The sequence below is a fragment of the Pseudoalteromonas sp. SiA1 genome, from assembly GCF_018732205.1.
In the GTDB taxonomy this organism is placed as follows: domain Bacteria; phylum Pseudomonadota; class Gammaproteobacteria; order Enterobacterales; family Alteromonadaceae; genus Pseudoalteromonas; species Pseudoalteromonas tetraodonis.
The window spans coordinates 1449907-1463522 of sequence record NZ_CP076084.1 but is presented as its reverse complement, the minus strand read 5'-3'; the positions used below and the strand labels follow the sequence as shown (position 1 = coordinate 1463522).

10 protein-coding genes are annotated in these 13616 nt (G+C 40.7%); 7 read left to right on the top strand and 3 right to left on the bottom strand.

Annotated elements, in window-relative coordinates; genetic code table 11:
• Positions 1-3 precede the first annotated feature (3 nt).
• Complete coding sequence (gene pssA, locus KK487_RS06790; RefSeq protein ID WP_215522085.1) at positions 4-1329, bottom strand: CDP-diacylglycerol--serine O-phosphatidyltransferase; 1326 nt, start codon at positions 1327-1329, stop codon at positions 4-6.
• A 276-nt stretch (positions 1330-1605) separates the two neighbouring features.
• Between pssA and trxB the strand changes: the two genes are divergently transcribed.
• The 5 genes from trxB to infA all read left to right on the top strand — a co-directional run bounded on the left by trxB (position 1606) and on the right by infA (position 7581).
• The gene (gene trxB, locus KK487_RS06785) at positions 1606-2556 is read left to right on the top strand and encodes a thioredoxin-disulfide reductase (RefSeq protein ID WP_008110078.1); all 951 of its coding nucleotides are present in this window, start codon (positions 1606-1608) and stop codon (positions 2554-2556) included.
• Positions 2557-2862: 306 nt separating this feature from the next.
• On the top strand, positions 2863-5676 hold the full coding sequence (locus tag KK487_RS06780) for a bifunctional aconitate hydratase 2/2-methylisocitrate dehydratase (RefSeq protein WP_128583633.1): 2814 nt from the start codon (positions 2863-2865) through the stop codon (positions 5674-5676).
• A 182-nt stretch (positions 5677-5858) separates the two neighbouring features.
• A complete protein-coding gene (gene aat, locus KK487_RS06775) occupies positions 5859-6575 on the top strand; it encodes a leucyl/phenylalanyl-tRNA--protein transferase (protein WP_128583634.1) in 717 nt (238 codons plus the stop codon).
• Entirely contained in the window at positions 6568-7272 is a 705-nt protein-coding gene (locus tag KK487_RS06770) for an arginyltransferase (protein ID WP_013464754.1), read from the top strand. The genes aat and KK487_RS06770 overlap by 8 nt, the downstream gene beginning before the upstream one ends.
• A gap of 90 nt (positions 7273-7362) precedes the next feature.
• Positions 7363-7581, top strand: a complete 219-nt coding sequence (infA, locus tag KK487_RS06765) for a translation initiation factor IF-1 (RefSeq protein ID WP_002962494.1) — start codon at positions 7363-7365, stop codon at positions 7579-7581.
• 192 nt (positions 7582-7773) lie between these two features.
• Here infA and clpA read toward each other — a convergent pair whose 3' ends face one another.
• Both clpA and clpS read right to left on the bottom strand, forming a co-directional pair.
• On the bottom strand, positions 7774-10035 hold the full coding sequence (gene clpA, locus KK487_RS06760; protein WP_016899877.1) for an ATP-dependent Clp protease ATP-binding subunit ClpA: 2262 nt from the start codon (positions 10033-10035) through the stop codon (positions 7774-7776).
• Positions 10036-10103: 68 nt separating this feature from the next.
• Positions 10104-10412: an ATP-dependent Clp protease adapter ClpS gene (clpS, locus tag KK487_RS06755; RefSeq protein ID WP_008110102.1), complete on the bottom strand. Its 309-nt coding sequence runs from the start codon at positions 10410-10412 to the stop codon at positions 10104-10106.
• A 209-nt stretch (positions 10413-10621) separates the two neighbouring features.
• Here clpS and cspD point away from each other — a divergent pair, with 209 nt between their 5' ends.
• Entirely contained in the window at positions 10622-10840 is a 219-nt protein-coding gene (cspD, locus tag KK487_RS06750) for a cold shock domain-containing protein CspD (RefSeq protein ID WP_013464751.1), read from the top strand.
• A 453-nt stretch (positions 10841-11293) separates the two neighbouring features.
• On the top strand, positions 11294-13516 hold the full coding sequence (locus tag KK487_RS06745) for an NADP-dependent isocitrate dehydrogenase (protein ID WP_128583635.1): 2223 nt from the start codon (positions 11294-11296) through the stop codon (positions 13514-13516).
• Positions 13517-13616: the final 100 nt, after the last annotated feature.

Here is a 13616-nt window from a genome sequence, read left to right as displayed (position 1 = left end):
GTATTATATAAATCGTTTAATAATAAAATCGACTTTTACGCGCTTAGCTTGACCAAGCAGTTTTTTCACCGGCTGCGGGTAATCGTCCATGGTTTCTAAATCATTTGGACCGGTTAAACGACGACAATGCTTTAAAATCTCTTGGCGTTCATTATCAATGTCGCGCATTATCGTTTGCTCAGGATCTTCTATCAGGATGCCATTTTCGATATCGAGCCCCCACGCGCGCGGATTTAGGTTATGCCCGCTAAGTAAATGCACTTTACGGTCGCAGCAAATCCCTTTTAGATGGAACGAGTTACTCTCGTGTTTCCACAGGTATACGTTTAGGTTGCCATTATCTATGTGGCGTTTTTGCGATTTTACAAACTTGTGCAAAATAGTTTCGTATAAATAAGGCAGTGCACCAATTTTACTAAATGGCTCGCTAGGTGGCAGGTAAAAATCGTTTGCGGTTTTATCGCCCACCACAATAGTCACCTGCTTACCTTGCTTTAATAAGCGACGTAAAGAGCGCATTAAAGGCGCTGGAAAATTAAAATACGGCGTGTATAACACCAATTCTTGCTCGGTGGTATCAAATAACGCTTTAATTAAGCGATTGAGCTCGTTATTACGACGGCCTAACCCTAAAAATAAACGAATACCCATTGCATGGGTATTAAACTCTTGCGCATTTTTATAACTTGCCGATTTAAGCTCACGCATAAGTTGCTTTTGTTCAAGCTTAAAGTCAGCCATACGTTTAAGCGGTCGTTGATCAATTCTTGGTACCGCTTCAGAGCTTAATAAAGTTGATTCGATAAAATCGACTACTGAGTCACATAATTCGCTTTGCGATACTAAATAGTAGCGATCGAGCCGGTATCGGTCGCTATATTGCAAATACACATTATTTAAACTGGCACCGCTGTAGAGCAGTGTGTCGTCAATAACAAAGCCTTTTAAATGCAACACCCCAAACAGTTCTTTTGCCTTTACGGGGACACCATACACTTGAACGTTTGAATTAAATTTTTCTAAATCGTCGCAATATAAGCTTGCATTGCCCTCTGACTTTTCAGCTCCAATTAAACCGCGTTGCGCACGATGAAAATCCACCAATACTTTTATCTCAAGCGCAGGATTAGCTAACGAAGCACTGTGTAGTGCAGCTAATATTTCACGACCCGCTTCATCATCTTGTAAGTAGAGTGTGGTGATATAAATTCGTTTTTTTGCGTTGGCAATTAAATCTAACAATTGCGTACGGTATTCTTGCGCATTGGTTAAGACGTTAACGTCTTTTGAAGTCAACCCAAATGCGGGTTTCTCTTGCCAAAATAACATAGTTGCCTATTCACTTAGGTCACATAATTAAGCAGTGACAAATCAAAATTAGTTAAAAGATAACAAAAAAAATCAGGCTGGTCATGAATAAACGTCGTTTTATTGACTAACAGTCTATTTATTAGTCGAGCACTGCCTATAAGTCATTTACTAGTACACATTAATGAACAGCTTCGGAATTTGCGAAAAAAAATAATCTCATCTTTTATTTACTTCCTGCTTGTTTTTCTTAGAATCGGGCGCATTAAAACCGTATTAAACGTTTAGGAAAAAATCATGACTGAAGCAAAACATTGTAAGTTACTTATTTTAGGTTCGGGCCCTGCAGGCTATACAGCTGCAGTTTACGCTGCACGTGCTAATTTAAACCCTGTTTTAATTACAGGTATTCAACAAGGTGGCCAGCTAACAACCACTACTGAAGTTGAAAACTGGCCTGGCGATGCACACGGTTTAACCGGCCCTGCATTAATGGATCGTATGAAAGAGCATGCAGAACGCTTTGAAACTGAAATTGTGTTCGACCACATCAACAAAGTTGACGTATCTAAGCGCCCTTTCACACTAACCGGTGACCAAGGTACTTACACCTGTGATGCTTTAATCATTGCAACAGGTGCCTCTGCTAAATATTTAGGCTTAGAGTCTGAGACTAATTTCCAAGGTCGCGGCGTTTCAGCTTGTGCAACCTGTGATGGCTTTTTCTATAAAGGTCAAAAAGTAGCGGTTGTTGGCGGTGGTAATACAGCGGTTGAAGAAGCGTTATACCTATCTAACATTGCTGATGAAGTTCATGTTATTCACCGTCGTGATAGTTTCCGTAGTGAAAAGATTCTTGCTGACCGCCTTGCTGAAAAAGCAGCAAACGGTAACGTTGTCATGCACTACAACCGTACACTCGATGAAGTGCTTGGTGACCAAATGGGCGTTACCGGCGTTCGCATTAAAGATGTGGCATCAGATGCTACTGAAGAACTTGATTTAGCGGGTGTGTTTATTGCCATTGGCCATAAGCCAAACACCGATATGTTTGAAGGTCAGCTAGAAATGAAAGACGGCTACTTAGTAGTTGAATCTGGTCTTAACGGTAATGCAACTCAAACAAGTGTGCCAGGCGTATTTGCTGCCGGTGATGTGTCTGATCATATTTACCGTCAAGCTATCACCTCTGCCGGTACTGGCTGTATGGCTGCACTTGATGCAGAACGCTTTTTAGATAACCTATAAGCATACATAGCATACTTTTGGGGCTGAATTTTCAGCCCTTTTTTGTGCCCAAACATTACGCCCGAAATAATTGCACTCGCACCAACATTCACTAGGCTTATAGTTGAAATTAGTCTTATTTATACAATTAATGGCTCAGGTACGATAGGATCTAAGGGTGAGCAACAAATACCGTCAAATTATATAAGTAAAACTAGCTATAATTATCGTCAGGAATAAAAGCTTTATTCATTTAGGCATTACTAGAAACTGTAAAATCAGTTAAAATGCTTAACTTCATATCAAGTAAATTACCGAGAGTTTTCTATGAGTTTGTATACAAAATATATGGAAGAAATCCAAACCCGTAAAACGGAGCTTGGATTAAGCCCACAACCAATCGATAGCGCTGAACTAGTATCAGAAATAATTAATCAAATTAAAGATACTAATAACGAGCACCGTAAAGATTCACTGCATTTCTTTATTTTTAATACTTTACCTGGAACAACCAGTGCTGCGGGCGTTAAAGCACAGTTTCTAAAAGAAATCATTTTAGGTGAAGAGCACGTTGCAGAGATCACTCCAGAATTTGCATTTGAACTGCTTTCACACATGAAAGGCGGCCCATCGATTGAAATGCTAATTGATTTAGCCTTTGCTGATGACGCAAAAATCGCAGCACAAGCTGCAGAAGTACTGAAAACTCAGGTATTCTTATACGATGCAGATATGGAGCGCATTAAAGCGGCCTACGAAGCAGGTAACCCAATTGCTAAAGAATTACTAGAGAGCTTCTCAAAAGCTGAATTCTTCACAAAACTACCTGACATCGAAGAAAAAATCGAAGTAGTAACTTACATTGCTGGTGAAGGCGACATCTCAACTGATTTACTGTCTCCAGGTAACCAAGCACACTCGCGTGCTGACCGTGAATTACACGGTAAGTGCATGATCACTGAAGAAGCACAACAAGAAATTGTTGCCCTTCAAAAGAAACACCCTAACGCTAAAGTAATGCTTATTGCTGAAAAAGGCACCATGGGCGTTGGTTCATCACGTATGTCTGGTGTGAATAACGTAGCACTTTGGGCGGGTAAACAAGCAAGTCCATACGTTCCTTTCATCAACATTGCACCTGTTGTTGCAGGTACTAACGGTATTGCACCAATCTTCTTAACAACGGTTGATGTAACTGGCGGTATTGGTCTTGACCTTAAAAACTGGGTTAAAAAAGTAGATGCAGACGGCAATACAGTAACTGATGCAAATGGTGATGCAGTGCTTGAAGAAGCCTACTCTGTTGCTACTGGTACTGTGCTAACAATCAATACTAAAGAGAAAAAACTTTATAACGGTGATAAAGAGCTTGTTGATATTTCATCAGCATTCACACCGCAAAAAGTTGAATTCATGAAAGCTGGTGGTTCTTACGCTGTAGTATTTGGTAAGAAACTACAAACGTTTGCTGCTGAAACGCTCGGCATTGAAACTCCTCTTGTGTATGCACCTTCAAAAGAAATTTCACATGAAGGCCAAGGCTTAACAGCGGTTGAAAAAATCTTTAACCGTAATGCGGTAGGTGTTCTATCTGATACACCACTTCATGCAGGCTCAAACGTTCGCGTTAAAGTGAACATCGTTGGTTCGCAAGATACAACCGGTCCAATGACAGCACAAGAATTAGAAGCGATGGCGGCTTCAACGATTTCACCACTTGTTGATGGTGCTTATCAGTCTGGTTGTCACACTGCATCAGTATGGGATAGCAAAGCACAAGCTAACATTCCTAAACTAATGGCGTTTATGAATAAGTTTGGTTTGATCACTGCACGTGACCCGAAAGGCGTTTACCATGCAATGACTGACGTTATTCACAAAGTATTGAACGACATTACAATTGATGATCGCGCTATCATCATCGGTGGTGACTCGCATACTCGTATGTCTAAAGGCGTTGCCTTTGGTGCCGATTCAGGTACTGTTGCTGTTGCACTTGCAACCGGTGAATCAGCGATGCCGATTCCTGATTCAGTTAAAGTGACGTTTAAAGGCAAAATGGCTAAGCACATGGATTTCCGCGACGTTGTACATGCAACGCAAGCGCAAATGCTTAAGCAATTTGGTGGCGAAAACGTATTCCAAGGTCGTATCATTGAAGTGCATATTGGTACCCTAATGGCTGACCAAGCGTTTACTTTCACTGACTGGACTGCAGAAATGAAAGCGAAAGCGTCAATCTGTATTTCAAATGATGAAACGCTAATTAAGTCAATTGAACTTGCTAAATCACGTATCCAAATCATGATCAACAAAGGTATGGATAACGAAGCGCAAACGCTACAAGGTCTAATCGACTTAGCTGACAAACGTATTGCAGGTATTCAATCTGGTGAAGAGCCAGCACTTTCTCCAGACGACAACGCTAAATACCACGCAGAAGTTGTGGTTGATTTGGACCAAATCGTTGAGCCAATGATTGCCGATCCAGACGTGAACAACGATGATGTTTCTAAGCGTTATACTCACGATGTGATCCGCCCTGTTTCTTTTTACAACGACAAACCTGTTGATTTAGGTTTCGTTGGTTCGTGTATGGTTCACAAAGGCGATATGAAAATTATTGCTCATATGCTGCGTAACCTAGAAAAGAAAAACGGTTCTATCTCATTCAAAGCACCATTAGTTGTTGCGCCACCAACATACAACATTGTTGATGAGCTTAAAGCGGAAGGCGACTGGGATATTCTTGCTAAATACGCAGGTTTTGAATTTGACGATGAAAAACCAAAAACAGCGGCACGTACTAAGTATGAAAATATCCTATACCTAGAACGCCCTGGTTGTAACTTATGTATGGGTAACCAAGAAAAAGCAGAACCTGGTGACACTGTTATCGCAACATCAACTCGTCTGTTCCAAGGCCGTGTAGTAGCCGATACATCTGAGAAAAAAGGTGAGTCACTACTAGGTTCTACGCCGGTTGTAGTACTTTCTACTGTACTTGGTCGTTTCCCGACTATCGAAGAGTATAAGTCTGCGGTTGAAGGTATTGACCTTACCTCGTTTACACCTGTTGAAGAAGCAATGACAACTAAGTTCAACGCTGGACAAGCAGTACCTGTAAAAGTGGTTAGCTAATCCATTAGTTAACACTTTTTAAGCTAATAATTAAAAGCGCGTTTTAAACGCGCTTTTTTTTTGCCTAACAAAAATAGCGCTTAGAAAGTAAGTCCTATGCAGTGACACAATAATTTGTGGTTTGTGATTTTAAAGCAACAGGTTACACTTTATCTTGACCATGCAGTTATTCAATCGGTGTTATGACTAAACAACTCTATCAACTCGCTCAAAGCCACTTTGCTTTTCCTGATCCCAACCTTGCATTAGATGATCCCGATGGTTTACTTGCCATTGGTGGATGCTTATCGGTAACGCGATTAAAAAATGCCTACAGCCAAGGTATTTTTCCGTGGTTTAGTGAGCACGAGCCAATTATGTGGTGGTCGCCTAGTGAGCGCGGTATTGTTGAGCTAAATGATTTTCATGTTAGTAAAAGCCTACGAAAACATTTAAAAAAGCACCCGGTCACCGTAACCATAAACCATGCCTTTGAAGAAGTGATAGAAGCATGTCGCGATCAGCGTATTGATACCGATGGCACCTGGATCACCCCACAAATGCAACAGGCGTACATTAATGCCCATCACCATGGCCTTGCTCATAGTTTAGAAGTTTGGCGCGAGGGAGAGCTTGCAGGTGGCTTATATGGCATCATGCAAACCGGTGTTTTTTGTGGTGAATCAATGTTTCATCATCAAACAAATTGCTCCAAACTGGCTATGTGGGCGCTAGTTAATTGGCTTAAACGCCATAATGCGCATTTTATTGATTGCCAATTAGAAAACCCTTATTTAATGTCGTTAGGTGCTAGCGTGGTTTCGCGTGAAGAATTTTTAACTAAACTTAATAAAGCACAGTGTTACACCCCAGCTGCCAGCATGTGGCAGCCACAGGAGCTAATCGCGATATATGAATGAACAACTTCCAGCTCGTATAGGCCTAAGCCAACCGTTTGAATGCAGTTATTTACCTGATCGCCAAGAGCAACTGCTGGTGATACTCGACCCAAGTTGTTATAGCAGCAACAAGTTTGAGTCGTTATTAGGATTAGGCTTTCGTCGCAGTGGTAACCAAATTTACCGTCCGCACTGCCCTATTTGCAGCGCGTGTAGTTCTGTGCGCGTTTTAGCTGATGAGTTTATGCCGACAAAATCGCAAAAACGTAAACTTAACAAAGCAAAAAACCGCTTTGAGGTAAAATATTCTCAAGTTGAACGCGAACAATACTATCCACTTTACAGTAAATACATTAGCTTGCGCCACCAAGACGGTAGTATGTATCCACCTGATAAATCACAATTTCAAAGCTTTTTGTTTTGTAGTTGGTTAACCATTACTTTTATAGAGCTTTGGGATCAAGATAACTTAGTGGCTGTTGCTGTAACTGATTGTATGGACAACGCTATTTCGGCAATTTATACATTTTTTGACCCTGACTATGAGCACTTTAGTTTAGGCACTGTAATGATATTACAGCAACTTAAATTTGCTAAACTACAACAAAAACAATTTGTTTATTTAGGCTATCAAATAGATGAATGCGACAAAATGAACTATAAAACGCAGTTTTTACCTGCTCAAAAACAGTGCAATGACCAGTGGCTGGCTATTTAATTTACAAAAATAGCCCCTGCGCCTTTACTTATTGGCGTATTTTGGGCAAAATCTGCAGCGTTTAACTATTAAAGAGGTGTTACGCTAAACATGGCGAAAGAAGACGTAATCGAAATGCAAGGGACAGTCCTTGATACTTTACCAAATACAATGTTCCGAGTTGAGCTAGAAAATGGTCACGTAGTTGTGGCTCATATTTCAGGTAAAATGCGCAAAAACTATATCCGTATTTTAACCGGCGATAAAGTAACGGTAGAAATGACTCCTTACGATTTATCGAAAGGTCGTATCGTATTCCGTGCTCGCTAAGTAAGTGCGTAAACGAGATTTAGTTTTTGGCTAGTGCAAACTAGCTTTAAGCGTTTATTAAATGTAATTAATGGATACTCGCCAGTAATTACATTTAATAAACAAAAAACCCAGCCTTTGCTGGGTTTTTTGTTGTCTATTTCTTAGGCAAATAAAAAAGCCTGCGCAAAGCAGGCTTTTGTATAACGACCATTAGGCTGGGGTTAAATCACTTTCGTAATCAAAACGCAGCTTTTTATCTTTAACCGATACTTTTACCGTACCGCCAGAAATTAGCTCACCAAACAATATTTCGTTTGCCAATTGCTTTTTAAGGTCTTCCTGAATAACACGTGCCATAGGACGTGCGCCCATTGCTTTGTCATAGCCTTTGTCAGCCAACCATTCACGTGCTTTAGAGGTAAGCTCAAGATTAACTGATTTCTTGTCTAGTTGCGCTTGAAGCTCCACAACAAACTTATCAACCACTTGTAAAATAACTTCTTTATCGAGGTGATTAAACCAAATAATGTTATCTAAGCGGTTTCTAAATTCTGGTGAAAATACTTTATTAATTTCACCCATTGCATCGTGCGTATGGTCTTGCTCACTAAAGCCAATCGACTTACGTGTGGTTTCTTGCACGCCGGCATTAGTGGTCATCACGACTACGACGTTTCTAAAGTCGGCTTTACGACCATTATTATCAGTTAGCGTACCGTGATCCATAACTTGCAATAAAATGTTGTAGATATCTGGATGGGCTTTTTCAATCTCATCCAAAAGTACAACAGCGTGTGGATTTTTAATGACCGCTTCTGTTAGTAAGCCGCCTTGTTCAAAACCAACATAACCCGGAGGCGCACCAATTAAACGGCTCACCGCATGGCGCTCAACATATTCAGACATATCAAAACGAATAAACTCAACGCCCATACACTTAGCTAGTTGCTTGGTAACCTCAGTTTTACCGACCCCCGTTGGGCCTGCAAATAAGAACGAACCAACCGGTTTGTTCTCATTCGCTAAACCTGAACGCGACAAACGAATGGCAGAAGTTAATGCATCAATAGACTGATCTTGCCCAAACACTAACATTTTTAAGTTACGGTCTAAGTTTTTAAGCGTTTCTTTATCAGACGATGATACATTTTGTGGCGGGATACGCGCCATTTTTGACACAATCAGCTCGATATCAGAAACACCAATCGTTTTTTTACGTTTAGAGGTAGGTAACAAGCGTTGGCTTGCACCCGCTTCATCAATAACATCAATCGCTTTATCAGGCAGATGACGTTCGTTAATGTACTTAGCGCTAAGCTCGGCTGCCGCCTTCAACGCTTTTTGCGTGTAACGAATACCATGGTGTGCTTCATAACGCTCTTTTAAGCCGTTAAGAATTTTAGTGGTGTCTTCCACACTGGGCTCAAGCACATCAATTTTTTGAAAGCGACGTACCAAGGCACGGTCTTTCTCAAAAATATTTTTGTACTCACCATAAGTGGTAGAACCCATACACCGTAATTGTCCACTGGAAAGTAGCGGTTTAATTAAGTTTGAGGCATCCATTACCCCACCCGATGCAGCACCTGCACCGATAATGGTATGAATTTCATCTATAAATAAAATAGAGCCTGGTTTAGCTTGCAGCTCTTTTAATAAGCTTTTAAAGCGCTTCTCAAAATCGCCTCGGTATTTAGTACCGGCAAGCAAAGCGCCCATATCTAATGAGTAAACAACCGCATCAGCAATAACTTCAGGCACTTGTTCGTTAACAATTCGATACGCTAAACCCTCAGCGATGGCGGTTTTACCCACGCCGGCTTCACCAACCAGTAATGGGTTGTTCTTTTTACGACGACACAACACCTGTACGGTGCGTTCTACTTCGCTGTCGCGACCAACTAGAGGGTCAATGTTGCCCTCTTTGGCTTGTATGTTGAGATTAGTGGTGAAGCTGTCGAGCTTACTCGCTTCTTCACTGGCAACTTCTTGCACTTCTTCATGTATATCGTCAGTATCATCGCCTAATTCGTCGTCACCTTTGGCAATCCCATGAGAAATAAAATTAACAATATCAAGGCGAGAAATATCATTCTTTTTAAGTAAATAAACTGCTTGGCTTTCTTGCTCAGAAAAAATAGCCACCAGCACATTTACACCAGTCACTTCATTTTTTCCCGAAGATTGCACATGAAATACCGCGCGCTGTAATACACGCTGAAAACCAAGCGTTGGTTGAGTTTCGCGTTCTTCTTCTAAATCAGGAATAACCGGTGTGGTTTCATCAATAAATTCAAGTAACTCTGTTTTTAATCCAGAAATGTCAACACCACACGCATTAAGCGCTTCTCCAGCTGATGGATTATCGAGTAGAGCTAATAAAAGATGCTCTACGGTCATAAACTCATGACGACGTGTACGCGCTTCACGAAACGCGGTGTTCAAAGTTAGTTCTAAGTCTTTATTTAGCATTGGCAACCCCTTACAGAGATAATAATTTTATACCGCACTTCAAAGATGAAAGTTCACCTTTGTGGTATTTATTCCTGCTCACAACTACATAGCAGTGGATGCTCGTTATCCCTTGAGTAGCGGTTAACTTGCTCAGCCTTGGTATGTGCTACATCTGCGCTGTAAACACCACAAATGCCCTTACCTTGCTGATGTATTTGCAGCATCACATCAGTTGCTCTATCGCTATCCATATTAAAAAACGTCATCAAGATCTCAATTACAAAATCCATCGGCGTGTAATCATCGTTGTTTAAAACAACTTTATATTTTCGCGGTGGCTGCAACTTTTGCTTTTCACTATCGCGAACGGTGTCGATAACACCAGAATCTTTCATACCACTCATAATTAAATATAGTCTTGTCTTTGTAACTCAAGCAAACTTGAATAAAAAAATAAATAAAATGTTAAAAAATAACCCAAAACACTTGACTGGTTGCTTAAATAAACTACAGTCAAATGGTGATTGATTAAACCTTAGTCAGTCTAGCAAACAATACAGTTTAGGATAACTAAATTAGTCAACTTATAGAAGGATGTAGAAGTATGGCTTGTGGTAAAGTCAAATGGTTCAACAACGCCAAAGGTTTTGGTTTCATCGTAGAAGACGGTTGCGAGAACGACATTTTTGCTCATTACTCCACTATTGTAATGGACGGATACAAGACGCTTAAAGCTGGTCAAGATGTTACCTTCGAATTACAACAAGGCCCTAAAGGTCTACACGCTACTAATATAGCCCCTAACGGCGATATTTTAGAGTGATTGTAAATATGAGACTAAAGCGAGCGACCTATTTAGATCCTCGCTTAATTCCCTAAAACCCCTAACCACTTCTATATTAATTGCTTCATTGTTCGTTAATTCAACCCCACTCCTTGATTTTATTTTATCTACCCCAATAATTTCATTATTAGATGTTTAACTGCTGGCGTTTGGCGCGTAATCCTAGCCCTTTTTAGCCAAGCTTGTTACACTCTTTATCCTGTAAAACGTAATTACTTTAGCCTAATGGCTAGTTTAGATTTACATAAATTTTAGTTATAAAAGACACTAGTCCGTCAGGTGTGATTATTCTTACCTTGTTTAGGTTATACGAGTACCAACACCTAACAGACTACTCATTGCATACATTAATACTTTATTTATAAGGTATTAGGCGATGATTTCTTTGCATTGTTGAATTTGGCCAATGCGGCCTACTATCTAGGAATGATGATGACATCAAAAATTATCTATACAAAAACGGACGAAGCTCCGGCATTAGCAACGTATTCGTTGTTACCAATTATCCAAGCGTACACAAATGCGGCAGGTGTTGAAGTTGAAACACGCGACATCTCACTCGCTGGTCGTGTTATTGCGAGCTTCCCGGATTACCTAACAGAAGAACAACGCATTGGTGATGCACTTGCAGAACTTGGCGAAATGGCGAAAACACCAGAAGCTAACATCATAAAATTACCGAACATCAGTGCCTCAGTTCCACAACTTCGCGCTGTAATTAAAGAGCTTCAAGAAAAAGGTTACGCATTACCTGAGTACCCTGTAGAACCTAAAAACGATGAAGAAAAAGCGATTCAAGCCGCCTATGACAAAATTAAAGGCAGTGCAGTAAACCCTGTACTTCGTGAAGGTAACTCTGACCGTCGCGCACCAAGTTCAGTAAAAGAATATGCACGTAATAACCCACACTCTATGGGTGCATGGAGCAAAGATTCACAGTCTTATGTTGCAAGTATGGAAGAAGGTGACTTCTTTGGTTCAGAGCAGTCACTAACTGTTGATGAAGCAACGGATGTTCGTATTGAACACGTAGCGGCTAATGGCGATATCACTGTACTTAAGCAAAGCACACCGCTACTTGCTGGTGAAGTTATTGATGCATCACGTATTAGTGCTGCAAAATTACAAGCATTCCTTGAAGCTGAAATTAATGCAGCTAAAGAAAAAGGCGTGTTATTTTCGCTTCATATGAAAGCGACCATGATGAAAGTATCTGATCCGATCATCTTTGGTCACGCTGTAAAAGTATTTTACAAAGACGTTTTTGCAAAACACGGTGCACTTTTTGAAGAGCTAGGTGTTGATGTAAATAACGGTTTAGGCGATGTGTACTCTAAAATTCAAACTTTAGATGACGCTAAGCGCGAAGAAATTGAAGCTGACATTCAAGCTGTTTACGCTGACCGCCCTGCTATCGCAATGGTTGATTCTCATCGCGGTATTACAAACTTACACGTACCAAGTGATGTGATCATCGATGCCTCTATGCCTGCTGCAATTCGTTCAAGCGGTCAAATGTGGAATAAAGACGATAAATTACAAGACACAAGCTTTGTAATTCCAGATCGTTGTTACTCTGGCGTTTACCAAGCAACGATTGATTTTTGTAAAGAGCACGGTGCATTTGATCCTACGACTATGGGTAGCGTACCAAACGTTGGCCTTATGGCTCAAAAAGCAGAAGAGTACGGCTCACACGATAAAACATTTGAAGCAAAAGCTGACGGTACTATCCGTGTTGTAGACACAAACGGTAATATGTTACTTGAGCACAGTGTTGAGAAAGGCGATATCTGGCGCATGTGTCAGGTTAAAGATGCACCTATTCAAGATTGGGTTAAACTTGCAGTAAACCGCGCTCGCGCAACAGGTAATCCGGCTATTTTCTGGTTAGATGCAGAACGTGCACACGATGCTGAGCTAATCAAAAAAGTAAATAAATACCTGCCAGATCACGACACTGCTGGCCTAGATATTCAAATTTTATCGCCAATGGATGCAACCTTGTTCTCACTAGCACGCATCAAAGAAGGTAAAGACACAATTTCTGTAACGGGTAACGTGTTACGTGATTACTTAACAGATTTATTCCCAATTTTAGAATTGGGTACCAGTGCTAAAATGCTTTCAATTGTGCCACTAATGAATGGCGGTGGTTTATTTGAAACTGGTGCGGGTGGCTCTGCACCTAAGCACGTTCAACAATTCGAAAAAGAAAACCACTTACGTTGGGATTCTTTAGGTGAATTCTTAGCACTTGCTGCGTCACTTGAGCACCTAAGCACAACAACGGGTAACAAAAAAGCACAAGTACTTGCAGATACACTTGATAAAGCTACCGGCACATTCTTAGCTGAAAACAAGTCGCCTTCACGTAAAGTAAAAGAGATTGATAACCGTGGTTCTCATTTCTTCTTATCTTTATTCTGGGCACAAGAGCTTGCTAAGCAAAATGATGACAGCGAGCTTAAAGCGCAGTTTACGCAAATTGCTAGCGACCTTGAAACTAACAAAGAGCAAATTGTTAGCGAGCTAAACGATGCACAGGGTCCAGCAATGGACATTGGCGGATACTTCCAGCCAAATGACGATGCAGCTTTTAAAGCAATGCGCCCAAGCACAACATTTAACGAGATTTTATCTAAACTGGTATAAATCCATTAAATGAATGAAAAGGCGCTCCAAAGAGCGCCTTTTTTTGTGCCTAATAGATATTCGCTTATTTAAGTGGTTTACTTTGCGGATTAGTATAAGT

Excerpts from the sequence above, each read along its gene's own strand:
- pssA (WP_215522085.1), bottom strand. The coding sequence starts at position 1,329 with ATGTTATTTTGGCAAGAGAAACCCGCATTTGGGTTGACTTCAAAAGAC.
- trxB (WP_008110078.1), top strand. The coding sequence starts at position 1,606 with ATGACTGAAGCAAAACATTGTAAGTTACTTATTTTAGGTTCGGGCCCT.
- KK487_RS06780 (WP_128583633.1), top strand. The coding sequence starts at position 2,863 with ATGAGTTTGTATACAAAATATATGGAAGAAATCCAAACCCGTAAAACG.
- aat (WP_128583634.1), top strand. The coding sequence starts at position 5,859 with ATGACTAAACAACTCTATCAACTCGCTCAAAGCCACTTTGCTTTTCCT.
- KK487_RS06770 (WP_013464754.1), top strand. The coding sequence starts at position 6,568 with ATGAATGAACAACTTCCAGCTCGTATAGGCCTAAGCCAACCGTTTGAA.
- infA (WP_002962494.1), top strand. The coding sequence starts at position 7,363 with ATGGCGAAAGAAGACGTAATCGAAATGCAAGGGACAGTCCTTGATACT.
- clpA (WP_016899877.1), bottom strand. The coding sequence starts at position 10,035 with ATGCTAAATAAAGACTTAGAACTAACTTTGAACACCGCGTTTCGTGAA.
- clpS (WP_008110102.1), bottom strand. The coding sequence starts at position 10,412 with ATGAAAGATTCTGGTGTTATCGACACCGTTCGCGATAGTGAAAAGCAA.
- cspD (WP_013464751.1), top strand. The coding sequence starts at position 10,622 with ATGGCTTGTGGTAAAGTCAAATGGTTCAACAACGCCAAAGGTTTTGGT.
- KK487_RS06745 (WP_128583635.1), top strand. The coding sequence starts at position 11,294 with ATGACATCAAAAATTATCTATACAAAAACGGACGAAGCTCCGGCATTA.